This is a genomic window from Leisingera sp. XS_AS12 (assembly GCF_041224635.1).
GTDB lineage: Bacteria > Pseudomonadota > Alphaproteobacteria > Rhodobacterales > Rhodobacteraceae > Leisingera.
The window spans coordinates 61,765-85,663 of the sequence record NZ_JBGFGM010000107.1 but is presented as its reverse complement, the minus strand read 5'-3'; the positions used below and the strand labels follow the sequence as shown (position 1 = coordinate 85,663).

Genomic DNA, 23,899 nt, shown 5'->3' with positions numbered 1-23,899 from the left:
GCGTGAACCGCCCCGACGCTTGCGCCAAATGCGGTTTGCAATAATCTGGCAGAACAAGAACACATCCCGCGATGCATCGGGGGACAAGGGAGGAGTTTCATGGTTTTTTCCGGCAAGGCGGACAGAGACGCGCTGCAGGCAGAGATGCCGTTTGAGGAGCGCGGCCTGCCAGCCACGCTTTATGGGTTGCTGTCGCGAACTGCGGACAAGTTTCCGAACCGCAACGCGGTCAGCTATCAGATATTCTCGGGTCCGCAGGACAAGGCGGAAACGCTGACCTGGTCCACGCTGAAGGATCAGGTCAGCCAGGCCGCCAACCTGTTCCGAGCGTTGGGCGTGGGCGAGCAGGACGTGGTCGCCTATGTGCTGCCCAACTGTAACGAGACGCTGGTGACCATGTTGGGCGGGGCCGTCGCGGGGATCGTCAACCCGATCAACCCGCTGCTGGACGCAGAGCAGATCGCCTCGATCCTGCGCGAGACCGGCGCCAAGGTCGTCGTCACGCTGCGCCCTTTCCCCAAGACCGATGTGGCCCAGAAGGTGGCGGAGGCGGTGCGCCATGCGCCGGATGTCTCGACGGTGCTGGAGGTGGATTTGAACCGCTACCTGACGCCGCCGAAGTCCTGGATCGTGCCGTTGATCCGGCCCAAGCTGGCCGCCGATGCGCGTGCGCCGCAGGCGAAATACCTCAGCTTTGCCAAGGAGATGGCGAAACAGCCCAAAACGCTGGCCTTTGCCGATTCCGCGGGCGACCGGGTTGCGTGCTATTTCCACACCGGCGGCACCACCGGCATGCCCAAGGTGGCGCAGCACAAGTATTCGGGCCTGATCTACAACGGCTGGCTGGGGCATACGCTTTTGTTCAGCGAAGAGGACAACATCATGTGTCCTTTGCCGCTGTTCCATGTGTTTGCCGTGCATGTGATCGTAATGGCGGCAATCGCGTCGGGCGCACATGTGGTGTTCCCGACCCCGCAGGGCTACCGCGGCGAAGGCGTGTTCGACAACTTCTGGAAGCTGATCGAACGCTGGAAGATCACCTTCATCATCACCGTGCCGACCGCGGTTTCGGCGCTGATGCAGCGCGAGGTCGATGCGGATATCTCCACCGTGAAAACCGCCTTCTCCGGGTCGGCCCCGATGCCGATGGAGCTGTTCAAGCGATTCGAGGCCGCCTCGGGCGTGGCCATCGTCGAGGGCTACGGGCTGACCGAGGCGACCTGCCTTGTGTCCTGCAACCCGCCCGGTGGCGAGAAGAAGGTCGGCTCCGTCGGTATTCCCTTTCCCTATACGGATGTGCGCATCGTGCAGCAGAACGGTGCGGGCGCGCGGGAATGCGGCGTGGACGAGGTGGGCGAGATTTGCGTCTCGAACCCGGGTGTCTATGCCGGGCATACCTACACCGAAGCGGACAAGAACGTGGGGTTGTACTACCAGGACAAGTTCCTGCGCACGGGCGACCTCGGGCGGATCGATGCGGATGGCTATCTCTGGATCACCGGTCGCGCCAAGGACCTGATTATCCGCGGCGGCCACAACATCGACCCGGCGGAGATCGAAGAGGCGCTTCTGGGGCATGAGGCGGTCGCCTTTGCCGGGGCCATTGGCCAGCCGGATGCCCATTCGGGCGAACTGCCCTGCGCCTATGTCGAACTGGTCGATGGTGCCAGCGTGTCCGAGAAGGAGTTGCTCGACTATTGCGCGACTCATGTCCATGAGCGCGCGGCGATCCCAAAGCATCTGACGGTGCTGGACGAGCTGCCAAAGACCGCGGTCGGCAAGGTGTTCAAGCCGGACCTGCGAAAGATGGCCATCACCCGCGTCTACAATGAGGCGCTGGAGAAGGCCGGGGTGGCGGCACGGGTCACGTCCGTGGTCGATGACAAGAAACGTGGCTTGGTGGCACAGGTTGCCGCCAATGGCAGCTCCGAGGCGGAGGTTGCGGGGGTGCTGAACAGCTTCACGCGCCCGTGGGAGCCTGCTGCGGCAAGCTGACCGCTGCACAGGTCATGCAGGCACGATTGGCCATCATCTCGGCCACACGGGGCGTCCCTTCTTGGGGCGCTCTTTTTTTTCAACCATTCCATTTGCGGCCAAGCCCGCCTAGGCTCAGGAAAACTCTGGCCACCGGGAGGCACGGATGGATTACGAAAGGCTGATCGACGAGGAAACCTGGGAGTTTATCCAGAAGACCGGGGAACTGTATCCCGATGACGCCGTTGAGCTGCCGATCACCGAGCAACGCAAGATCTATGACGCGATGGCGCGCGAGTTTCGCATGCCCCGGCCGGATGTGGTCGCGACGCAGGACGAGACCGCCCACGATGTGCCGGTGCGGATATATACCGCGGGCGATCCCACCCGCACGGTGCTTTACTGTCACGGTGGCGGCTTCGTGGTCGGTGGGCTGGACAGCCATGACGATGTCTGCGCCGAAATCTGTGCCCAGACCGGCTACCGCGTGGTCTCGGTTGATTACAGGTTGGCACCGGAACACCCGCACCCGGCGAGCTTTGATGACGTCTGGGCGGTGCTGACTTGGGCGGGCACGACCTTTGGCCGCAGTATTGTCCTTGCGGGGGACAGCGCCGGGGCGAACCTGTGTGCGGCGGTGGCGCATCACGCCCGGGGCCGTTGCGAGGTGGTTCTGGGGCAGGTGCTGATCTACGGGGCGCTTGGCGGCGATATGGACGAAGGATCTTATGTCGAACACGCCCATGCGCCGATGCTGACGCGCGAAGACATCCTCTATTACACCAAGCTGCGCGCGGGGGGCGCGGTGCCGGCGGGAGACCCCCGGTTTTCGCCCCTGCAGGACAGCGATTTTGCGGACCTGCCGCCGACGGTCCTGGTGACGGCGGATTGCGACCCCGTGCGCGACGACTCGCGCCATTACCGTGATCGGATCCAGGCCGCGGGCGGCAAGGCGCACTGGATCAACGAGTCCGGGTTGGTTCACGGGTATCTGAGGGCCCGCCACAGCGTCAGCCGTGCGCGCGACAGTTTCGAGCGCATTTCGATTGCGATCGAAGCGCTTGGTCAGGAGATCTGGTCTTTCGAGGATTGATAGGGCTCCGCCGTTACGATCCCCGCGCGATGGCCTGGGGCGATGACCCTGCGTACAGGCCACCGCCAGTTGGGGTTACTGCAAAAAGGAGGCGGCGGTCATGGTGTCCGCTACCGGGGCGCCCAGCCGGGTCAGGATGGTGGGCGCCAGCTGGCGTTGATCGATGACATCATCGCGCGCAGGCCCTGCAGCCTCGCCAAAGTAGTAGAGCGCCGTTTCCTGTTGCAGGGGATCGCGACCGCCGTGGTGGCCGCGTTCATCCTGGCCGTGATCCGCGGTCACGATCACCTCATATCCCATGTCCCGCCAGCGGTGGATGAAGGGCGCCAGCATTTCGTCCATCACGAAACAGGCGTGGTCCATCTCCTGGCAGTCGTGGAAAAAGCGATGCCCCATGCTGTCCAGCGTGCACGTGTGCAGCATGCCGTAATCCAGGCCGAAGCGCATGCACAGGTTGGTCAGCGTGGCAAACAGATCGACGTCGCAGGGCGTCATCTGGTTGTCCTTGCCATAGCCGGTCATGCTGTGAAACCGGCCGTGGTTGATGGTGGCGCTGTCCGGTTCGTCATACTCGATATCGCGCACCGGATCGAAGGGGTGGCGATTGAAGAAGGACGACCAGTAGCTGTGCGCCACGGCCCCGGTCACACCCCCGGCGGCACGCACCTGCGAGAACACGTCCTTTTCCTTCAGGCGGAAGACATTGGCGTTGCCGGTGCAGCCATGGACCGCTGGCGCCACGCCGGTGTGGATCGAGGCATAGCAGCTGGCCGATATCGACGGCAGCACCGAGCGCAGCTTCCAGACGCGGGCGTCGCCGCTGTCGACCCATCCCTCCAGATTTCCGAACAGACGGCGAAAATTGCGCCAGGGCACGCCGTCCAGAATGATGAGAAGAAGCTTGCTATTCATGGATGCTCCTTTGGGGATCAATTCGCCTCACGGCCATCATGCGGACAAGGAGCAGCCGCGCCGGTCCAAACCCGAAGAATGATGTCGCAAATGCGCTGTTTCACTGGAAAGGTCTCTTGATGCGAAGGGGGCGAAACCGCGCAAGGTGCAGTGGGTTTCCTCATCCGGCACGGCCCGGCATCGCAGGTCAGAAAAAGGCCCCCGCCGCGCAAGCGGGGCAGGGGCCATCAGCCTGAATTCCTGCTGGCGGCGTCAGTTGCCGGCGCTCTCCATTTTGCGGTTGGCGATGACCTCTTCCAGCCAGCCCAGCCGCATTTCCGGCACCGAGTTGAGCAGCAGGTCGGTGTAGTCGTCGAACGGCGGGCTGAGCACCTGGCTCTTGCCGCCGTAGCGCTGCACCTTGCCCTGGTACATCACCGCGATGTTGTCGGAGATCGCCCGCACCGTGGCCAGGTCGTGGGTGATGAACAGGTAGGCGACATCCTCGATTTTCTGCAGCTCCAACAGCAGCTTGAGGATGCCGTCCGCCACCAGGGGGTCCAGCGCCGAGGTGACCTCGTCGCAGATGATCATCTTGGGCTTTGCCGCCAGGGCGCGGGCGATGCAGACACGCTGCTTCTGGCCGCCGGAGAGTTCCGCCGGGTAGCGATCAATGAATTTTTCGCCCAGCTCGATCTCGTCCAGCAGTTCGATGATCCGCTTGCGCTTTTCCGCGCCGCGCAGGCCAAAGTAGAACTCCAGCGGTCGGCCGATGATGGTGCCCACCGTCTGGCGCGGGTTCATCGCCACATCGGCCATCTGGTAGATCATCTGCAGCTCGCGCAGGTCCTCGCGGGTGCGGCCCTTGAGGTCGGGCGACAGGACGCGACCGGCGAACTCGATTTCCCCCTCGCGCGGCGGCAGAAGGCCGGTAATCACCCGGGCCAGCGTCGATTTGCCGGAGCCGGACTCCCCCACCACGGCCAGGGTCTGGCCGGGATACAGGTCGACGTTCACGTTGTGCAGCACGTCGAACTGGGTGCCCTTGTAGCGCGCGGTGATGTTGCGCACGCTCAGCACCGGCTCCTCGGTTGGCGATTTTTCCTCGTGCTCGATGGAACGGACGGAGACCAGCGCCTGCGTGTACTCCTCCTGCGGGTTGTTGATGATCTGGTCAACAGGGCCGTATTCGACCGTGTTGCCCATCTTCAGCACCATGATGTCATCGCTCACCTGCGCCACAACCGCGAGGTCATGGGTGATGTAAAGCGCCGCAACGCCAGTGTCGCGGATGGCTTCCTTGATCGCCATCAGCACGTCGATCTGGGTGGTCACGTCCAGCGCCGTCGTCGGCTCGTCGAACACCACCAGGTCCGGCTCGGGACAGAGCGCCAGCGCCGTCATGCAGCGCTGCAGCTGGCCGCCCGACACCTGGTGCGGGTAGCGGTCGCCGATGTTGTCCGGATCCGGCAAGCCCAGCTTGGCAAACAGCGCGCGCGCACGGGCCTCGGCCTCCTTGCGGGAGAACTTCTTCTGCTCGACGGCGGCTTCCACCACCTGGTCCATGATCTTCTTGGCCGGATTGAAGGACGCGGCCGCCGATTGCGACACATAGGTGACCTCGCCGCCGCGCAAGCGGCGGATATCGCCGAGCTTGGACTTGAGGATGTCGCGGCCGTTCACCCAGACCTCGCCGCCGGTGATCTTCACGCCGCCGCGGCCATAGGCCATGGAAGCAAGGCCAATGGTGGATTTGCCGGCCCCGGATTCACCGATCAGCCCCAACACCTTGCCGGGCGCGAGGTCAAAGCTGACCCCGTGCACGATCTCGATGTCGCGGGGCTTCTCCCCCGGCGGGTAGACGGTCGCGCCGATCTTCAGGTCGCGGACTTTCAACAGGGTATCGCTCATCCGCGGCCTCCTTTCAGCGAGGTTGTCCGGTTCAGCACCCAGTCGGCGACCAGGTTCACCGAGATCGCCAGCGTGGCGATGGCAAAGGCCGGGATCAGCGCCGCCGGGATGCCATAGACGATGCCTTCCTTGTTCTCCTTCACGATGCCGCCCCAGTCAGCCTCGGGCGGTTGCACACCCAGGCCCAGGAAGGACAGGGTGGAGACGAACAGCACCGCGAAGATGAAGCGCAGGCCCATCTCGGCGATGAGCGGCGACAGCGCGTTGGGCAGGATCTCGCGGAAGATGATCCAGGCGGTTTTCTCGCCGCGCAGGCGGGCTGCCTCGACAAAGTCCATGACCTCGATATCCACCGCGACGGCGCGGGCCAGACGGTAGACGCGGGTGGAATCCAGAAGGCCCATCACGATGATCAGCATCGGAATGGTCACCGGTGCCACCGACAGCACCACCAGTGCGAAGATCAGCGTCGGGATGGACATCGCCAGATCGACGAAGCGCGAGAGCATCTGGTCGACCCAGCCGCCCATCACGGCGGCAAAGAAACCCAGCACGGAGCCCAGTGTGAACGACAGAACCGTCGCGGCAGAGGCGATGAAGATGGTGGTGCGGCCACCGTAGATCATCCGGCTCAGCAGGTCGCGGCCGATATTGTCGGTGCCCAGCAGGTAGTCGGCGCTGGAGGGCTCCCAGACGTCGCCGACAATTTCGCCGACTCCATAGGGCGCCAGCAGCGGAGCAAAGATGGCCCCGAGAAAATAGAGGGCGGTGAAAAACAGCCCGACGAGTGCGGAAATGGGGATATTCTTCATTTCGGATGCCTCAGACGCGGGTTGCTCAGGATGGCGACGATGTCGGCAATCATGTTGAGGCCGATATAGACCGCGGCAAAGATCAGGCCGCAGGCCTGCACCACGGGCACGTCACGCTTGGAGACATGGTCGACCAGATACTGGCCCATGCCGGGGTAAACAAAGACCACTTCGATCACCACGACCCCGACCACCAGATAGGCGAGGTTCAGCATCACCACGTTGACGATCGGCGCGATCGCGTTTGGAAAGGCATGACGGAAGATCACCTGAAAGGCATTGAGGCCCTTCAGCTCGGCGGTCTCGATATACGCCGACTGCATCACGTTGAGGATCGCGGCGCGGGTCATGCGCATCATATGCGCCAGCACCACCAGCGTCAGCACGGCGACGGGCAGCGCGATCGCGCTCAGCTTGTCCAGCAGGCTCATGCTGTCGTTGATCATCGCGACCGAGGGGAACCAGCGCAGTTTCACCGCGATGAAATACATCAGCACATAGCCGATCAGGAATTCGGGGATCGAGATCGAGGCGAGCGTGACGGCAGAGATCAGCTTGTCCGGCCAGCGGTCCTTGTAGCGGACGGCCAGCAGGCCGAGAAAGATGGCCAGCGGCACCGCAACCACGGCGGCCCAGAAAGCCAGGAACAGGGTATTCCAGAACCGGTTGCTCAGTGCTTCGGCAATGTCCTGTCCGCTGGTCAATGCGGTGCCGAGATCGCCTTGGATCGCACCGAACAGCCAAGAGAAATAGCGCTCAACCGGCGGGTCGTTGACGCCCAGTTCGGCGCGCAGGTTGGCCAGGGCTTCAGGGGTTGCGGACTGGCCGAGAATGGACTGGGCCACATCCCCCGGAAGGACGATGGTCCCGGCGAAGATCACCGCCGAGATGAGCAACAGAAGAAGTAGGCTCAGCGCGATGCGCTGAGCCAGAAGTTTCACGATTGGGGACATCTTAGGCTTTGACCCACATCTTGCTGGCGGCGTAGCCGTTCATCAGAACCTGCCCCGGCATGCCTGCCACGAACCCGTCCACGCGGTCGCCGGTCGCTTCGACGAAGTCGTTGAACATCGGGCAGATCAGACCGCCTTCGTCGCGCAGGATCGTCGACATGTCGGCGTACATCTGGGTCCGCTTGGCCACGTCCAGCTCGCCGCGGGCGGCGATCAGCATCTGGTCGAACTGCTCGTTGTTGAAGCGGGTGTCGTTCCAGTCGGCAGTCGACAGATAGGCGGTGGTGAACATCTGGTCCTGGGTCGGACGGCCGCCCCAGTAGCTGGTGCAGAAGGGCTTGTTGTTCCACACTTCCGACCAGTACCCGTCATTCGGCTCGCGCTTGACGTCCAGCTTGATGCCGGCGCTGGACAGCGACTGCTGGAACAGTGCCGCCGCATCCGGCGCACCGGGGAAGGAGTTGTCGGAGGTCCGCAGCAGGATGGAGCCGTCGTGACCCGACTTCTTCAGGTGGTGCATCGCCTTGTCGGGATCGAAGGTGCGCTGCTCCAGCTCGGTGTACATCGGATAGGAGGCGTTGATCGGGGTGTCGTTGCCGACGGTGCCGTAGCCGTTCAGGATCTTGTCGACCATTTCCTGACGGTTGATGCCGTATTTCAGCGCCATCCGCAGGTCGTTGTTGTCGAACGGGGCCGTATTGCAGTGCATGATGAACACGTAATGGCCTGCCGCCGAGGTCGAATGCACGGTGATGTTGGGCGCGCGGTCGACCAGTTTCGCGGTGCGCGGCGGCACCCGGTCGATGACGTCCACCTGGCCGGACTGCAGTGCCGCAACACGGGCGGTGTCGTCGTTGATGACGATGATTTCCACGGTCTCGGCATAGCCCAGATCGCCCCAGTAGTTGGGGTTCTTCTCGGCCACCACGCGCACGCCCATGTCGGCGGACTTGATGATGTAGGGGCCGGTACCGATGGCTGCGGCCGGGTCATCGACGCCGCCACCCGGTTGGATGATCAGGTGATAATCGGCCAGCAGATAGGGCAGGTCGGCATTCGGGCTGTCCAGTTCGAAGACCACGGTGTCACCGTCCGCGCGCACATCCTTGATACCGCGCATGATGCCCAGGGCGCCAGACTTGGTGTCTTCGCCGCTGTGGCGCTCCATGGTTTTGACCACGTCGTCAGCGGTCACGTTCTGCCCGTTCGAGTAGGTCACGCCGGGGCGCAGTTTGAAGGTCCAGGTCTTGGCGTCCGCCGAAGCCTCGTAGCTTTCGGCCAACTTGCCCTCGATGCCGCCGTCCTCGGCCAGTTCGACCAGGGTTTCGCCCCAGAGGCGGGTGATCATCAGGCCAGCGGTGTTGGTGACCAAAGCCGGATCGAGGCTGTCCGTGGTCGAGCCGCCTTGCAGACCCATACGCAGGGTGCCGCCTGTCTGGGGACCGGCCGCGCGGGCGCTGTTGGCGAGGACAAGATTGGCGGACACGGCGGTAAAGCCCAGAGCCGCGGCCTTGCCCAGGAATTCGCGACGCGACAGCTTGCCTGCCACGGCCTGGCTGGCCAGATACTGGATGTGTCTGTTCATGAGGATCTCCCGGTTTGATTAGGTGCTGTAAACACCCGTTTTTTAATTGATGGTTCAAGATTTGCGCATTTGCCGCAGCCTCGCAAGGATTATTCGCGGCGGCCCCGGAGGGGGCGCACATGCAGAGTCATGGCGAAATCGCAGCGCGTCGCCTTTGTGTGGTTAGGTGCCGTATTCAGATTGTCGTGCGGCGTGTAAATCAAATTTCCGGCCGGAATGCGACCAGAATTTTTTTACCCTACGGAGCCGCAAACGCTTAATTTAATTGCGCTGACGTCGCCAGCTCGCAACCTGGGGTTGCCAAAATGTTGCCGCAAACATGGGCGCGCCACGCCTGAACCCGACCTGTTGACCCCGACGCGAGTCACCTTGCTTCGATCCGGTCACAGCGGCCACCGGGCGGTTCAGCGCTGTGCGGTATCCAGCCAGATGGTCACCGGCCCGTCATTGACCAGCGCCACCTTCATGTCGGCGCCAAAGCGGCCGGTGGCGACGGTCAGGCCCTGCTGCCGCACGGCTTCGGCGAAATGCAGGTAGAGGCGTTGGCCCTCCACCGGCGGGGCAGCCTGCGAAAAGCCGGGACGGTTGCCGCTGCGGGTATCCGCTGCCAGGGTGAACTGGCTGACGACCAGAACGCTGCCGCCGGTGTCCAGCACCGAGCGGTTCATCCGTCCGGCCTCGTCCTTGAAGATGCGCAGCTTGGCGATTTTCGCAGCCAGTTGCTCGGCCGCCGCCTCATCGTCGCCGTGCATGGCGCAGACCAGGACCAGCAGGCCGGGGCCGATTTCGCCGCAGACCTCATTGTCTACCGTGACCGAGGCTTCTGTAACCCTTTGTATCAAAGCGCGCATGCTCAGGCTCTCTGTGTTGGTGTCCCGGGCTTTGTGGCGAGACGATCTACTGTTGTCCAGCCAAATAGGCGACCGCTGCAACCACGATCGCGGCCGCCAGCGCAGCAAGGGCAATCTTGATGGCGGAATAGGGGCGTTCGCCCTGAACCTTGCCGGATTGGCCGTTGACGACAAAGCGATAGGTCTTGCCACGGTACTTGTAGGCGGCCAGCCAGACAGGCAGCAGGATATGTTTGAAGGTGACGTCCGAGACCTGCGTGTCGATCGCGTGGATGCGCTGGCGGTCGCCGCCGATGTCAAACCGCACGTCCCGCTCGATCACCCGGTCCATCCGCTGGCGGGCTTCGGCAAAACCCGTTTCCAGGTCCACGCCATAGGCCTCGGCCCGGAACCCGGCCAGGTATTGCGGCTGGTAAGGCTCCAGTTGCGACAGGTCCCAGGGATCCAGCGCGTCGGTGTAGCGTTTCGGCAGGCTTCGCGAGGCGAGGACCAGAACATCGTCAAAGAAGCGCTGTACCCGTCCCGCCACGGGGCGCCAGCGCACCTTGGCGATCTGGCGGGTTTCGGTGCGGCCATTGCGCTGGACACGCTCGGTGACGTAATACACCGTGCCGTGCTCTCCGCGGTAGGTGCTGCGGGTCTGGGCGTCATAGGTCCAATAGGGCACATAGATGCCCTGCATGCGCCGCCCCTTGCGGGCATATTGCTTCAGCCCGCTGGGCGCGAACCACAGTTGCCTCAGCCAATTGCTCATCGCCTGATGCGCCAGGCGTTCGGTTATGGCGAAGGGCAGCACAGCCTTGGGCTTGATCTGTCGGCTCTCGTCCGTGTCCGTGACCACCGGTGTTGCGCAAAAGGGGCATTCCCGGGCGTGGGTCTGAGGGTCGAACTCTACCTGGGCGGCGCAGTTGGGACAGGTGCTGACCCGGGTGACTTCGGTTTCGATCTCGGGCAGCTGCTCCGCCACCGCGGCGTGAAAATCCAGCTCCTTCAGCGCGGACCCCTTCCAGGGGCCGCTGCGAATGCGGTCGGTATGGCCGCAATGCGCACAGGTCAGCTGGCCGGTGGCCGGATCATAGGTGTAATCCGCGCCGCAATTCTCGCAGGGAAAGCGGTGGGTGGTTTCGGCGGCGGTTTCGGGCGCAATCGGCGGCGGCGGCATCGTCACGGTCGGGCGTACCTGTCAGGCAAGGGGCAGTCGAAAGTCGGGCAGGGGCAGCAGCAAGATGGCGAGGGTCAGCCCGCGGGTGGCGGCGGAGGCGGGGGCGGCGGCAGAATGGTGAACAGCTGTGCCAGTTCGATCACGTCCCCGGCCCGCTTCCAGCCATCCTGCCCGGGCGTCCACACATGGGTGTCGCGGGTCAGGGTGCCATCCTGCGCCATGCGCCCCATGCGGGCCTTGGAGAACGGCCCGGAGGTCTGACCGTCGACAGCGATGTGCCAGACGTGCTCCACCGGGGGCGGCGGCGGTGCCACCGGGGCGGTTTGCGGCCTTGCGGCAGGCGCGGCCTGGGCCGCCGCAGCGGGGGCGGGACGGGCGCCCCAGGGGCCCGAAGGCTGACCCGCTGCACCCGGTGCCATCTGTTGCGCCATCTGCTGGGCCATCGCCATACCCATGCCCATACCCATTCCGGCGCCCATGCCGCTGTTTGGAGTCCGGGCAGCCGCCGTCATCGCCTCTGCGGCAGAAAACTGGGTGTAGCGGCCCAGATCGCCGAGCACGCCCATCTGGGTGCGCTTGTCCAATGCCTCCTCCACTGCCGGCGGCAGCGAGATGTTCTCGATGTAAAGCTCGGGCATCATCAGGCCGTATTCTGCCAGCGTACCGGAGATCTCTGCCGCCACCAGCTTGCCCAGATCGGCGGTGTTGGCGGCCATGTCGAGGACCGGGATACCGCTGCCTGCCACCACGCGGGAGAACTCCTGCACGATGATGTTGCGGATCTGAAAGGAGATCTCGTCCATGGTGAATTCACCGTCGGTGCCGACGATCTCGGTCAGGAAGCGGGCAGGGTCCGCCACCTTGATCGTGTAGGTGCCATAGGCGCGCAGCCGCACCGGGCCGAATTCGGGGTCGCGGCAGATGATCGGGTTCTTGGTGCCCCATTTCAGATCGCTGAAACGGGTGGTGTCGACGAAATAGATCTCGGACTTGAACGGCGACTGGAAGCCGTGGTCCCAGTGCTGCAGCGTCGTCATGATCGGCATGTTGTTGGTCTCCAGCATGTAGAGACCGGGGGTGAAGACATCCGCCAGCTGGCCCTCATGCACGAAAACCGCCGCCTGGCCCTCGCGCACCGTCAGCTTGGCGCCATATTTGATCGCGTGGCCTTCGCGCTCGAACCGCCAGACCATCGTGTCATGGGTATCATCCACCCAGTGAATGACATCGATGAATTCACCCTTGAGAAAATCGAAAATACCCATCAGTCAGGTCCTCTTGATGTGGCGGCCTACAGGTCGCGGCCGGTCGCCTCGCGGGCGAGGATGCGAACGATCGGGCGGGCGTCCTCGGCACGCATGCCCGTCTTCAGTCTTGGATCATACAGCATCTGCAGCAGCTTCTCGTCGAAACTGGTCAGCAGGGCGAATTCGTCGTCATCGTTGAAGATCGAAGGCCGTGCCCGCGGGCTGTCGTTGCGAAGACCCAGGCCTTGTGCGACTTCCTCATGCACGCAGCTTTTGCGCACCAGGTCGGGGTGCTCGGCGCGGATCAGGGCCACGCCGTGGCTGTAGGAGAGCGGGTCCTCTTGCGGCCCACCGGCAATCACCAGGCAGTAGTAGTTGCGCGGCGGGGCGGCCAGCAGCGACAGGTCCTTGGCGCTGATCGAGGGCAGCAGCTCGCGCACCCGCTCGGCGACAAAGGCGCTGTCGTCGAGGCTGGCGAAGATCACGTGGAAATTGGCGCGGCTGCTGACCATGCTGATCGGGTGCCGGGTGATCCGCGCCAGCCGCGCCGCATAGTCGCCCAGCATCTGCTGGTCGGCGTCGCGCTGGGACATCGGAACCGAGGGGCCGAACTCGGCTGCGATGCGCACGGGCTTGTCCCAGCGCCCCAGTTCCCCGGCCACGTCGGAGCCACCGTATTCATCGTAGAAGGCCAGCGCTTCAAAGCTCTCGGCCAGATCCTCGGCGTCGTAGGGGGTGTCCGGCCCGCCGCCATCGGTGCGCAGCAACCCGCGGGTCAGCAGGTCCCGTTGCAGGGTCTGGTAGTAATAAGCCAGCTGGGCGCTGTCGGCGGAGGGTTCGTAGACCGCCGGTTGCAGCGTGGCCGGGCGCGGGCGCGGTACCAGCGACTCCGGTTTTGACATCGGAAGACAGCCCGCCGTCGCAACCAGAGCGCCAAGGGCGGCGCTGCGACCGAGCACAGACCTATGTGCCGCGACCCGCCGCATGGCTCAGCCCGGCACCGCGGTGCCGGCATTGTCGCCCACCCCGTCCCGACGGGCCTTGGCGGCGGCCAGCGTGTCGCGCAGCTCGGCTTCCATCTTCTGCAGCTCGGCCTCGGCGGCGGCGCGCTTGGCCTTGCCCTCGTCGGCGATCTTGAGACTGTCCTGGATGGTGCCGATCAGATCCGCGTTGGCCTGTTTCACCGCTTCGATGTCAAACACGCCGCGCTCCATCTCCTGCCGGATCATCTCGTTCGACTGGCGCAGGTTGGCGGCGTTCGAGGTCAGCAGTTCGTTGGTCAGGTCGTTGGCATCGCGCACGGCAGCGGCTGCCTGCGCCGAACGCTGGATGGTCAGCGCCTGCGCCAGCTGGGTCTCCCACAGCGGCACGGTGTTCACCAGGGTCGAGTTGATCTTGGTCACCAGCGACTTGTCGTTCTCCTGCACCAACCGGATCGAGGGCAGCGACTGCATGGTGACCTGGCGGGTCAGCTTCAGGTCATGCACCCGGCGCTCCAGGTCGTCGCGCGCGGCCCGCAGATCGCGCAATTCCTGCGCCTTCATCACCTGGTCGCCTTCGGGCGCCGCCTGCACCTCGGCCTCCTTGGCGGGGATGGCGGTGCCGTCCAGCTCGGCTAGCTTGGCCTCGCCCGCGGCGATGTAAAGCGCCAGCTCGTCGTAGAACTCCAGCGTCTTTTCATACAGCAGGTCCAGCGACTTGATGTCCTTCAGCAGCGTGTGTTCATGGCCCAGCAGGTCATCGGTGATCTTGTCGATCTGCTCCTGCACGGTTTCATAGCGGGCGGTGAACTTGGCAAAGGGCGCGGCGCGGCCCAGCAGGCGCTCCCAGAAGGAGGGCTTGCGGCGCATGTCCAGTTCCGACACCGAGAAGCCGCGAATGGTGGTGACGATGTTGCGCAGGCTGTCGCCAGCCGGGCCCACGTCCTTGTTGCGCACATCCGCCAGCATCGCCTGACTGATGGTCTGCAACTCCGCCTGCGCGTCGGAGCCGAAGTGGATGATCGAGTTGGTATCGGCCATATCGATCTGGTCCATCCGCTTGCGGATCGCCTCGGAGGTTTCGGCATCGGCCTCCTCCAGCCTCTGCACCTCGGCCTTGGGCTCGGGCAGTTGGGTGGCGGTGACTTCCTGAACCAGAGTTTCGGCCTCAGCGGCCTTGGTTTGAATTGCTTGGGACATAAATGGCTTCCTCACTCATCAGTTCCGGTCCAGGTGGACCCCTTCACGCTGCAGGCGGTCGCGCAGCACGTCGATTTCAACGGTCAGATCCGTGCGATCCTCAACCAGCAGCTTGCGGGTGCGGGCGGCGAAATTCTGTTCCAGATCGTCCAGCAGAGCCAGGTAATCGATGCGGGCCTGCTGATCGCCGCTGCGGTCATAGATGTCGGCGAATTTCACAGTAGCATCCTTTGCGCCCCGCAAATAGACGGTCAGATACTTGCGCGCGGCGGTGAGATCGCGCGGGTCCTCTTCGACGGTGCGGAACAACTCGCGGGCAATGGCCTGGAACTGTTCCACCCGTGCTTCGAGCTGCCGGTCGCGGGTGCGCTGCACGGCCTGCGTCATCGCCGACAGGTTGGCTTCGGCCTCGTCGACGGCACGGGCCACGCGGGAGCGTTGAAACTCGTCAACCCCCTCGGCGCCCTTGTCCTGCAAGGGGTCAAGGCCAAAAGCCGCGAGATGCAGCCCGGCGGCCGCGAGGCCGTAGAGCGCCATTGTCACGATGCTGGGATCGCCCTTGGCCGCGGCCAGCGCCGCGCCGCCGCCGGACAGGACCGCGGCCAGAATCTTGCGGGGCAGGGCGGGGCGGCGCGCGACCTTGCGTGCCTGGTAAGCGGCTTCGGCTTTCAACCCCTCGCGCAGCAGCAGCGCCGCGCCGGTCCACGACAGCGCGCCCACCAGCCCGAGTGCGAGCCCGGTGGCGCCGTCGGTCAGGGACAGCAGCGTCAGCAGCGCCGGTGGAACAAACATCAGGTTGGCACGCAGACCGACGGGATCGACCTGCACCCGTGCCGGGCGTCGCGCCGCAGGCGTGCCCTTGGGCTGGGACGCCTCCGTGGTTTTCGTATCGGGACTGTATTTGCCGCCGTAGCGCTGTGCCATCCGATCAGCCCCCCACGATCCAACCGGTGCCAAGCCCCAGCAGAAGGATCAACAAGGCGACGAAGGCAATTTTCTGCACGCGAGCATCCCCCAAAGCAGCCAAAAGCGATTAACTAATTGGAAACCTAGGGGATAGGTTGCGATCTTGCTAGGGGGAAGTCTGCCGCAATTGTCTCAGCGCCGGGGTTTCTTGCCACCCGGGGGCTTTGCGCCGCCGGGGTGCGCCGGGCGTCCTGTGCCTTTGGGGGTGCCGCGGCCGCCGGGGGCCGGACGGCGGCCGGTCGATGGCGCGGCGGGTTTTCCGCCCGGGGCGCGCACCGGTTTGTCGCCCCGCTTGCCGTCGGGGCGTCCGCCCGGTTTGCCTGCGCCACCAGTTGCCTTGTCCTGGGGCGCGCTGCCCGGCCTGCGCCCCGGTTTGGCGCCTGGCTTGCCACGGGCGCGGGTCGGACGCGCGGTCGGGGCGGCCTCCTCCGGTTCCAAGCCCAGTTGGTCGCGCACCACGCGCGGGCGCAGCTCCTCGACCTCGCCGGGTTTCAGCTCGCCAAGTTGAAATGGCCCGTAGGACACCCGCAAAAGCCGGTTCACGGTGAAACCCACATGTTCCATCGCGCGGCGGATTTCACGGTTCTTGCCTTCGCGCAGTCCCACCGTCAGCCAGGCATTGGCGCCTTGCTGGCGGTCCAGCGTCACCGTCATCGGTTGGAATTTTTCCCCGTCGATCACCGCTCCTTTGCGCAGCGGCGCAAAATCTTCGTCGCGCGGACGGCCATTTATGCGCACCCGGTAGCGCCGCATCCAGCCGGTCGAGGGCAGCTCCAGCTTGCGCTTGATGGCCCCGTCATTGGTCAGCAGCAGCAGCCCTTCCGAGTTCAGGTCCAGCCGCCCGACCGTCATGACCCGCGGCATATCCTCGGGCAGTTCGTCGAAAATCGTCTTGCGGCCCTTTTCGTCGCTGGTCGTGGTCACCAGCCCGATCGGCTTGTAATACAGCCACATCCGCGGCGCCTCCGCTTCGGGCAGGGGCTGGCCGTCGACGCTGATGCGGTCTCGTGCCGTCACGTTCAGCGCCGGGCTGTCGATCTTCTTGCCGTTTACCGACACGCGCCCTTCGGCGATCATCCGCTCGGCCTCGCGGCGCGAGGCCACGCCAGCGCGCGACAGCACCTTGGCGATGCGGTCGCCCTCGGCAGCTTTGCCGTCAGTCGGATTTGCAGCGGGCGCTTTGCCTGCTGCGGCTTTCGGGGCCGGTTTGCCCTTCGGGGATGCGGGTGTTTTGCTCATAAGGCTGCCATAGAACATTCCGCCGCCTTGCGAAAGCGCGCAATCGCGGGCAGGAAGAGGCATGACGTTCAAATCGCATATGGACAAGGCGCTGGAGCAGGCGCGGGCCGCCGCGCGCCGGGGCGAGGTGCCGGTGGGGGCCGCGCTGATCGCGCCCGACGGGCAGGTGGCCGCGCTGGCCGGCAACCGCACGCGGGAGCTGAACGACCCCACCGCCCATGCCGAGATCCTGACCATCCGCGAAGCCTGCGCCCAGCTGGGTAGCGAGCGGCTGACCGGTTTTGACCTTTATGTGACGCTGGAACCTTGCGCGATGTGCGCCGCCGCCATTGCTGCCGCGCGTATCCGGCGGGTGTACTACGGAGCCTCCGACCCCAAGTCCGGCGGCGTGGCCCATGGCGCCTGCGTCTTCTCGCACCCGCAGGCGCATCACGCCCCCGAGGTCTACGAGGGCATTGCCGAGGCCGAGGCGAGCGCCTTGCTGAAGGATTTCTTTGCCCGGAAGCGCTGAACGCGAAACCAGCGGGTGGGCTCGGCAATGGCCATTCCTGTTGTGGACTGTTGTGGCATGGGGTTGTTTGCCCTATCGAGACCCATGTCGCGTGCCTTGGGAGCTGTCGTGGCGCCGCCAGCGGCCAGGGCGTCCTGAAACCGCATCCCCGAGGCTGCGGGCGGCTGTTGCAGGGGCGCAGCCCGATGCGCGTGCGCTGCACCTGTCGGCTCGCGATCAGCAGTCGCGCCGACGCAGTGCCGGGGGCGGGGGGAGGATACGCCAGCGCTGTGCCCCGATTGGTTCACATCACAGGAGACACATATGTATTTCATTCTGCTCTCATTTGCCGCCCAGAAGGATCGGCTGGCCGAGTTTCTTGAGGCGCACAAGGCCTGGCTTCAGCAGGGGTTCGAGGACGGGGTCTTCCTCGCGGCCGGCTCGATGACGGATGGCGAGGGCGGCGCGATCCTTGCCGTTGGTGAAACCGAGGACGAGCTTGCCGCCCGCATCGCAAAGGATCCCTTCGTGACCGGAGGCGTGGTGGAGCCGGAAATCATCGGCGTGGCACCCACCATGATGGATCCCCGGCTTGATTTCCTGCGGGGCGGCGAGTGAGCCGGATCTACACCGCGCCCGATGGTCAGCCGCGCTGCGGCTGGGCTGCGTCGGCGCCGGATTTCCTGCGCTACCATGACGAGGAATGGGGCTATCCCGTGGGCGATGACATCCGCCTGTTCGAGAAAGTCTGCCTTGAGAGTTTCCAGTCCGGCCTCAGCTGGCGCACCATTCTGGACAAGCGCGAGAATTTCCGCGCCGCCTTCGCCGGGTTCGATTTCAACGTGATGGCGGGTTTCGGCGCGTCGGATGTCGCGCGGCTGTTGCAGGACAAGGGCATCGTCCGCCACCGCGGCAAGATCGAGGCGGTGATCAACAATGCCGCCCGCGCGCAGGAACTGGTCTCCGAGGCAGGCTCGCTGGCCGCGTTTTTCTGGAGTTTCGAGCCCGCCCCCGAGGATCTGCCGGAACCGCAGACGGTTTCGACCACGCCGCAGTCGGTCGCGCTGGCCAGGGCGCTGAAGAAACGCGGCTGGAAATTTGTCGGCCCCACCACCGCCTTTGCATTCATGCAGGCGATGGGGCTGGTGAATGATCATGCCTGCGGCTGCATCTGCCGCGAGCGGGCTGCGGCTGCCCGCGCGGCATTCACGCCGCCGCAACTGAAGTCCGCCGACTGACACAGGTGCCGCGCCGGGCCGCCAAGGCCCGGCGCTGGGCCCAACGGGCGCGGATCTGCCCTGCAGATCCAGCGCCGGGCGGGAGGGCGCGCGCCCTTGGCGGTCCCGCGCGTTCTGCGGCAGGCCCGGTTCAGATCTCGATGGGCGTCATCACCTCTGGCTCGATCACCTCGACGCCCGGCAGCCCGTCGATCAGCGCCTTGGCGTCCTGCTCCAGGATCGGGAAGCTCTTGTAATGGCAGGGGATCACCGTTTTGAAATTGAAATAGCGCCTGGCCGCATAGGCCGCGCCCTTCATGTCCATGGTGAAATGCCCGCCTGCCGACAGGATGCCCACCTCCGGTTTGTAGAAATCGCCCATCCAGTCCATGTCTGCCATGATGTCGGTATCGCCCGACAGGTAGATGGTCTTGCCCTCGGCGTGGATCATGTAACCCACTTCGCTGCCGCCGGTGCGCAGCCCCTCGGGCGTCGAGAAGGTCGAGCTGTGCGAGGCGGGCACCATCGACAGCTGCACACCACCCAGGTCCACCGTGCCGCCCTTGTTGAAGCCGATGGTCTCAACCCCTTCGGTCTCCGCCCACAGCCCCATCAGGTCGTATTGCCCGACCACCGGCACCCCCAGCCGCCTGGCCAGCGGCAGCACGTCGACCACGTGGTCGAAATGCACATGGGTCAGCACGATATGGGTGGCGCCCGCGATCGCCGCCTCGTGCTGGTCTTCGGGCAGCACCGGGTTGCCGGTCAGCCACGGGTCCACCAGCAGCACCAGGCCTGCGGTTTCCATGCGAAAGGAGCCATGCCCCAGCCAAATCACTTTCATTGCCAAAATCCTCTTGCTGTCGGAGGTTGCGAAATCCGGCGCCAGCCTATCAGGCCGCGCCGCAAATGGAATGCGCAAGGGCTGCGAAATTCACCGTTGCGCCGGGGAGATGTGCCGCTGCGCCCTTGCAGGCTTGCGGCGCGCCCCTTGCGGCGGTAAATGCCTACCCAACACGAGATGAGGGTTTCCATGTCGATTGACCAAAGCACCGCCGCCAAGGTGGCCAAACTGGCCCGGATTAAGGTCGAGGATGACGCGCTGCCGGCGCTGGCAGACGAATTCAACAACATCCTGGGCTTCATCGAGCAGCTGAACGAGGTGGATGTCGAGGGCGTTGAGCCGATGACCTCCGTCACCCCGCAGCGGCTCAAGCGTCGCAAGGATGAAGTGACCGACGGCAGCCAGCAGGACAAGGTCCTGGCCAATGCGCCGGACGCCCGCGAAGGCTTTTTCGCAGTGCCCAAGGTTGTGGAGTAAGAGACATGAGCGATCTGAACAAACTGGGCCTGGCAGAGGCCCGCGACGCGCTGCGCAAGGGCGACACCACCTCCGTCGAGCTGACCGAGGCCTGCCTGAAGGCCATCGATGCAGCCGATGCGCTGAACGCTTTCGTTCACAAGACGCCGGACATTGCGCTGGAACGCGCCCGCGCGGCGGATAAGCGCATCAAGGCGGGCGCCGCGCCGTCGATGTGCGGCCTGCCGATTGGCATCAAGGACCTGTTCTGCACCAAGGGCGTGGACAGCCAGGCGGCGTCCAACATCCTCAAGGGGTTCAAGCCCGAGTATGAATCCACCGTTTCGCAGCAGCTGGTTGACGCCGGCGCGGTGATGCTGGGCAAGCTGAACATGGATGAATTCGCCATGGGCTCCTCGAACGAGACCTCGGCCTATGGCAACGCGGTCAGCCCGTGGCGGCGCGATGGCGACGACGCCCAGCTGACCCCGGGCGGCTCCTCCGGCGGCTCGGCTGCTGCCGTGGCGGCGGACCTGTGCCTCGCGGCCACCGGCACCGACACCGGCGGCTCGATCCGCCAGCCTGCGGCCTTTACCGGCACCGTCGGCATCAAGCCCACCTACGGCCGCTGCTCGCGCTGGGGTGTGGTGGCCTTTGCCTCCTCGCTTGATCAGGCCGGGCCGATGACCAAATCGGTGCGCGACGCGGCGATCATGCTCGAGGCGATGTGTGGCCACGATCCCAAGGATTCGACCTCTGCCGACCTGCCGGTCCCGGATTTCGAGGCGATGCTGACGGGCGACATCCGCGGCAAGAAGATCGGTATCCCCAAGGAATACCGCATGGACGGCATGCCCGAGGAAATCAGCAAGCTCTGGGCCGATGGCGCCGAGATGCTGAAGGCCGCCGGTGCCGAGATCGTCGACATTTCCCTGCCGCACACCAAATACGCCCTGCCTGCGTATTACGTGATCGCCCCGGCGGAAGCCTCCTCGAACCTCGCGCGCTACGACGGTGTGCGCTACGGCCATCGCGCGACGCTGGAAGCAGGTGACGGCATCACCGAGATGTACGAGAAGACCCGCGCCGAAGGCTTCGGTCCCGAGGTGCAGCGCCGGGTCATGGTTGGCACCTACGTGCTGTCGGCCGGCTTCTACGACGCCTACTACAACCGCGCCCGCAAGGTGCGCACCCTGATCAAGAAGGACTTCGAGGAGGCCTTTGCCGCCGGTGTCGATGCGATCCTGACCCCGGCCACCCCTTCGGCTGCGTTCGGCCTCGGCGAGATGACGGAAGCGGATCCGGTGCAGATGTACCTGAACGACGTCTTCACCGTGACCGTGAACCTGGCTGGCCTGCCCGGTATCGCAGTGCCTGCGGGCCTGGATTCCAAGGGCTTGCCGTTGGGTCTGCAGCTGATCGGCAAGCCGTGGGAAGAGGGCGATCTGCTGAACACTGCCTATGCGCTGGAGTCTGCGGCGGGCTTTGTAGCCAAGCCTCAGCAATGGTGGTAAACCTCCGCCTCAGCAATTGAGCAGAGCAGACAGGTAACCCCATGCGCGCATTCGCATCTCACGCCGTTGCAGGCAGCCTTCTGGTCATGGCTGCCTGTTCCCCCCAGGTTCCCGACAGCGCCGCAGGCGTTGGCATCGATGGTGATCCCTTCGCGCCACCGCCTGCCGTCGGCACCACCATCAACGGCGATCCGCTGGTGCCGCCCGCGCGGGTGTCCAGCACGCCCTACGAGGCGGGGGAGGGGCAGACCGGCGGCGGCGTGGCGGCCGTTGACGACGCGAGCAGCAGCGACGCCGACCTCGCCCGGGAGACAGCCGCGGCCCTGGCTGCAAGCCGGGCCAACTCGGGCGTTGCCCCGCTCGAGGCCAGCCCGGCCAACCCGGCGCCGCCATTGGCGGGGAATGGGGGGATCTCGGATGAAAATGATTTCGAGGCCGTCGCCGCGCGTCAGACGATCGAAAGCGACGCGGCCCGGCTGGAACGCCAGCGGGCGCAGTACCGGCTGGTACAGCCCACGTCGTTGCCCGAGCGGGATGCGGATACCGGCCCCAATATCGTGCGCTACGCGCTCAGCACCTCCAACCCCAAGGGCGTGCGTGTCTACAGCCGCTCCGGCCTGAATCTTGCCGCGCGACATGAACGAAACTGCGCGGCCTTTGCCTCGCCGGATCAGGCCCAGATCGCCTTTCTCGAAGGCGGTGGCCCCAAACGCGACCGGCAGGCGCTGGACCCGGACGGCGATGGCTATGCCTGCGACTGGGATCCGGCCCCGTACCGGCAGGCGGTGCAGAACTGACCTGCCGGGCCGACGCCGAGGGGGCGCTGTGGTGCCCCAGTCCCAACTTCGGCCCGCGTCGGGGCGGCCTGAAGCCGTCGCTGATCGTGCTGCATTACACCGCGATGGAGAGCGCTGAAGCGGCCCTGCAACGGTTGTGCGATCCCGCGAGTGAAGTCTCGGCGCATTATCTGATCGCGGCAGATGGCAGGATCTGGCAGCTGGTGGCCGAAGCCGAGCGTGCCTGGCATGCCGGTGCGGGCGAATGGCGGGGGCAGGACGATGTAAATTCCCGCTCCATCGGGATCGAGCTCGACAACCGCGGCAATCATCCGTTCAGCGCCGTCCAGATGGACCGGCTGGAGGCGCTGATGCGTGGCATCATGGACCGTTGGCAGATTCCGGCGGCGGGGGTCATCGGCCATAGCTGTATGGCGCCTGGGCGCAAGTCTGATCCGGGTCCGCGATTTGACTGGGCGCGGCTGGCGCGCCAGGGTCTGGCGGCTCCGTTCGGTGGCGGCGGCGCAGCGCCGACCAGCGCAGACATGACCGCCTTTCGCGCCGCTGCCCGGGCCGTGGGCTTTACCGCTCCGGTGCAGGACGAGGCACTGCTGCAGGCGGTGCGCCTGCGTTTCCGCCCGTGGGGCAGGGGTGCGCTGGCGGCAGAGGACTTTGCTGCACTTCCCGGCACGTCTGGCGTCGCCTGACCGCTGCGCGGCTCTGCGCTCCGCGGGCGGTCGCCCGCAGGGGCTATCGGGGCGCGCCCGCCATGCCGAACTATCCGCTTGACGCCACGGGGCATTGTTTCTACCCCTCGGAGCGCACAGAAGGCTGGATGGCCGCGTGGGGTGCAAACCCCGCGAGGAAAGTCCGGACTCCATGAAGCAACGGTGCCGGGTAACGCCCGGGCGGGGAGACCCGACGGAAAGCGCCACAGAAAACAGACCGCCCGCCGGCCCTGCGGTTCGCCAAGGGATCAGCCCGCGCGGGTAAGGGTGAAACGGTGGGGTAAGAGCCCACCGCGCCCCTGGCAACAGGGGCGGCACGGCAAGCCCCACCGGGAGCAATGCCAAATAGGGTCCCCGCGCGGGCAGGTTCCGGGTTTCCGGAAAACCGCCGCTAGGTTCGCTTCAGCCGAGAGGGACCGGGTTGGCAGCTAGAGCGGCGCAGCAATGCGTCGCCCAGATGAATGGTCATCGAGCCCTGCCTTTCGGGGCAGGGGGGACAGGATCCGGCTTATAGGCCTTCTGTGCATAAATCCCCCGACGCCGGGGAGAATCCTATTGACTTGGGGGCTGGGGCGGGTAAAAGCCGGGCTTCAGACAGGAATTTACCGAGAGGCTTGCAGCCTTTCCGGACGCAGGAGAAGCACCATGGCGAAGCCGACCACCATCAAGATCCGCCTGAACTCGAGCGCGGGCACCGGCCACTTCTATGTCACCAAGAAGAACGCCCGCACCATGACCGAAAAGATGGTCGTGCGGAAGTACGACCCGGTTGTCCGCAAGCACGTCGAGTACAAGGAAGGCAAAATCAAGTAAGCCTTCCCCTCGGGACGATTTTTCAGAACGGGTCGCGGTTGCCGCGGCCCGTTTTGCGTTTGCGGTCTGTTAAACTTGTCCGCAAGTTCTCCGCCCCTGGCCCGTGTCGGCCACGGCCGTCGGCATCTTTGTGCCGCATTGTCCGCCTAACGTCTGCCTTGTGGGATGTTGAGCAGACTGGGGGTGGGCTGTGCGAG

The 23,899-nt window shown here is 65.0% G+C and carries 23 protein-coding genes and 1 other RNA gene; 11 read left to right on the top strand and 13 right to left on the bottom strand.

The window, feature by feature from the left end; all coding sequences use genetic code 11:
- Positions 1–99 precede the first annotated feature (99 nt).
- Both AB9K35_RS14455 and AB9K35_RS14450 read left to right on the top strand, forming a co-directional pair.
- The gene (locus tag AB9K35_RS14455) at positions 100–1,995 is read left to right on the top strand and encodes an acyl-CoA synthetase (RefSeq protein ID WP_369927118.1); all 1,896 of its coding nucleotides are present in this window, start codon (positions 100–102) and stop codon (positions 1,993–1,995) included.
- Positions 1,996–2,140: 145 nt separating this feature from the next.
- Positions 2,141–3,067: an alpha/beta hydrolase gene (locus AB9K35_RS14450; protein ID WP_369927116.1), complete on the top strand. Its 927-nt coding sequence runs from the start codon at positions 2,141–2,143 to the stop codon at positions 3,065–3,067.
- 75 nt (positions 3,068–3,142) lie between these two features.
- Here the strand turns inward: AB9K35_RS14450 and AB9K35_RS14445 are convergent, their stop codons facing one another.
- The 12 genes from AB9K35_RS14445 to AB9K35_RS14390 all read right to left on the bottom strand — a co-directional run bounded on the left by AB9K35_RS14445 (position 3,143) and on the right by AB9K35_RS14390 (position 16,864).
- Positions 3,143–3,979, bottom strand: coding sequence for an alkaline phosphatase family protein (locus tag AB9K35_RS14445; RefSeq protein ID WP_369927114.1), 837 nt, complete (start codon positions 3,977–3,979; stop codon positions 3,143–3,145).
- Between the two features lie 252 nt (positions 3,980–4,231).
- Positions 4,232–5,869, bottom strand: a complete 1,638-nt coding sequence (locus AB9K35_RS14440) for an ABC transporter ATP-binding protein (RefSeq protein ID WP_369927112.1) — start codon at positions 5,867–5,869, stop codon at positions 4,232–4,234.
- Positions 5,866–6,681, bottom strand: a complete 816-nt coding sequence (locus AB9K35_RS14435) for an ABC transporter permease (RefSeq protein WP_222454000.1) — start codon at positions 6,679–6,681, stop codon at positions 5,866–5,868. The genes AB9K35_RS14440 and AB9K35_RS14435 overlap by 4 nt, the downstream gene beginning before the upstream one ends.
- A complete protein-coding gene (locus AB9K35_RS14430) occupies positions 6,678–7,634 on the bottom strand; it encodes an ABC transporter permease (protein WP_369927110.1) in 957 nt (318 codons plus the stop codon). Before AB9K35_RS14430 ends, AB9K35_RS14435 begins: the two co-directional genes overlap by 4 nt.
- Position 7,635: 1 nt before the next feature.
- Positions 7,636–9,219, bottom strand: coding sequence for an ABC transporter substrate-binding protein (locus tag AB9K35_RS14425; RefSeq protein ID WP_222453998.1), 1,584 nt, complete (start codon positions 9,217–9,219; stop codon positions 7,636–7,638).
- Between the two features lie 404 nt (positions 9,220–9,623).
- Positions 9,624–10,070, bottom strand: a complete 447-nt coding sequence (gene dtd / locus AB9K35_RS14420; protein ID WP_369927108.1) for a D-aminoacyl-tRNA deacylase — start codon at positions 10,068–10,070, stop codon at positions 9,624–9,626.
- Between the two features lie 46 nt (positions 10,071–10,116).
- On the bottom strand, positions 10,117–11,232 hold the full coding sequence (locus AB9K35_RS14415) for a primosomal protein N' (replication factor Y) - superfamily II helicase (protein ID WP_369927314.1): 1,116 nt from the start codon (positions 11,230–11,232) through the stop codon (positions 10,117–10,119).
- A 74-nt stretch (positions 11,233–11,306) separates the two neighbouring features.
- Positions 11,307–12,497: an SPFH domain-containing protein gene (locus AB9K35_RS14410; protein ID WP_369927106.1), complete on the bottom strand. Its 1,191-nt coding sequence runs from the start codon at positions 12,495–12,497 to the stop codon at positions 11,307–11,309.
- Positions 12,498–12,523: 26 nt separating this feature from the next.
- Complete coding sequence (locus AB9K35_RS14405) at positions 12,524–13,381, bottom strand: DUF2927 domain-containing protein (protein WP_369927104.1); 858 nt, start codon at positions 13,379–13,381, stop codon at positions 12,524–12,526.
- An 87-nt stretch (positions 13,382–13,468) separates the two neighbouring features.
- The gene (locus AB9K35_RS14400) at positions 13,469–14,659 is read right to left on the bottom strand and encodes a toxic anion resistance protein (RefSeq protein WP_369927102.1); all 1,191 of its coding nucleotides are present in this window, start codon (positions 14,657–14,659) and stop codon (positions 13,469–13,471) included.
- A gap of 18 nt (positions 14,660–14,677) precedes the next feature.
- Positions 14,678–15,583 (bottom strand): 5-bromo-4-chloroindolyl phosphate hydrolysis family protein, encoded by a 906-nt coding sequence (locus tag AB9K35_RS14395; protein WP_369927100.1) that lies wholly within the window; start codon positions 15,581–15,583, stop codon positions 14,678–14,680.
- Positions 15,584–15,757: 174 nt separating this feature from the next.
- Positions 15,758–16,864 (bottom strand): pseudouridine synthase, encoded by a 1,107-nt coding sequence (locus AB9K35_RS14390; RefSeq protein ID WP_369927098.1) that lies wholly within the window; start codon positions 16,862–16,864, stop codon positions 15,758–15,760.
- 61 nt (positions 16,865–16,925) lie between these two features.
- On the opposite strand from AB9K35_RS14390, the gene AB9K35_RS14385 reads away from it, so the two are divergent.
- The 3 genes from AB9K35_RS14385 to AB9K35_RS14375 all read left to right on the top strand — a co-directional run bounded on the left by AB9K35_RS14385 (position 16,926) and on the right by AB9K35_RS14375 (position 18,592).
- Positions 16,926–17,375: a nucleoside deaminase gene (locus AB9K35_RS14385; RefSeq protein WP_369927096.1), complete on the top strand. Its 450-nt coding sequence runs from the start codon at positions 16,926–16,928 to the stop codon at positions 17,373–17,375.
- 303 nt (positions 17,376–17,678) lie between these two features.
- Entirely contained in the window at positions 17,679–17,972 is a 294-nt protein-coding gene (locus AB9K35_RS14380) for a YciI family protein (RefSeq protein ID WP_222453989.1), read from the top strand.
- A complete protein-coding gene (locus AB9K35_RS14375) occupies positions 17,969–18,592 on the top strand; it encodes a DNA-3-methyladenine glycosylase I (protein WP_369927094.1) in 624 nt (207 codons plus the stop codon). The genes AB9K35_RS14380 and AB9K35_RS14375 overlap by 4 nt, the downstream gene beginning before the upstream one ends.
- Before the next feature lie 130 nt (positions 18,593–18,722).
- Here AB9K35_RS14375 and AB9K35_RS14370 read toward each other — a convergent pair whose 3' ends face one another.
- On the bottom strand, positions 18,723–19,415 hold the full coding sequence (locus AB9K35_RS14370) for a metal-dependent hydrolase (protein WP_369927092.1): 693 nt from the start codon (positions 19,413–19,415) through the stop codon (positions 18,723–18,725).
- 189 nt (positions 19,416–19,604) lie between these two features.
- Here AB9K35_RS14370 and gatC point away from each other — a divergent pair, with 189 nt between their 5' ends.
- The 6 genes from gatC (at position 19,605) to rpmG (ending at position 23,702) form a co-directional block, all read left to right on the top strand.
- Positions 19,605–19,892: an Asp-tRNA(Asn)/Glu-tRNA(Gln) amidotransferase subunit GatC gene (gene gatC / locus AB9K35_RS14365; RefSeq protein ID WP_019295734.1), complete on the top strand. Its 288-nt coding sequence runs from the start codon at positions 19,605–19,607 to the stop codon at positions 19,890–19,892.
- A 5-nt stretch (positions 19,893–19,897) separates the two neighbouring features.
- On the top strand, positions 19,898–21,385 hold the full coding sequence (gene gatA, locus AB9K35_RS14360) for an Asp-tRNA(Asn)/Glu-tRNA(Gln) amidotransferase subunit GatA (RefSeq protein WP_369927090.1): 1,488 nt from the start codon (positions 19,898–19,900) through the stop codon (positions 21,383–21,385).
- A gap of 41 nt (positions 21,386–21,426) precedes the next feature.
- Positions 21,427–22,182: a hypothetical protein gene (locus tag AB9K35_RS14355; RefSeq protein ID WP_369927088.1), complete on the top strand. Its 756-nt coding sequence runs from the start codon at positions 21,427–21,429 to the stop codon at positions 22,180–22,182.
- Positions 22,179–22,868: an N-acetylmuramoyl-L-alanine amidase gene (locus AB9K35_RS14350; RefSeq protein ID WP_369927312.1), complete on the top strand. Its 690-nt coding sequence runs from the start codon at positions 22,179–22,181 to the stop codon at positions 22,866–22,868. The genes AB9K35_RS14355 and AB9K35_RS14350 overlap by 4 nt, the downstream gene beginning before the upstream one ends.
- 116 nt (positions 22,869–22,984) lie before the next feature.
- Positions 22,985–23,416: RNase P RNA component class A (gene rnpB / locus AB9K35_RS14345), an RNA gene on the top strand.
- 118 nt (positions 23,417–23,534) lie between these two features.
- A complete protein-coding gene (gene rpmG, locus AB9K35_RS14340; RefSeq protein WP_008554190.1) occupies positions 23,535–23,702 on the top strand; it encodes a 50S ribosomal protein L33 in 168 nt (55 codons plus the stop codon).
- Positions 23,703–23,899 lie beyond the last annotated feature (197 nt).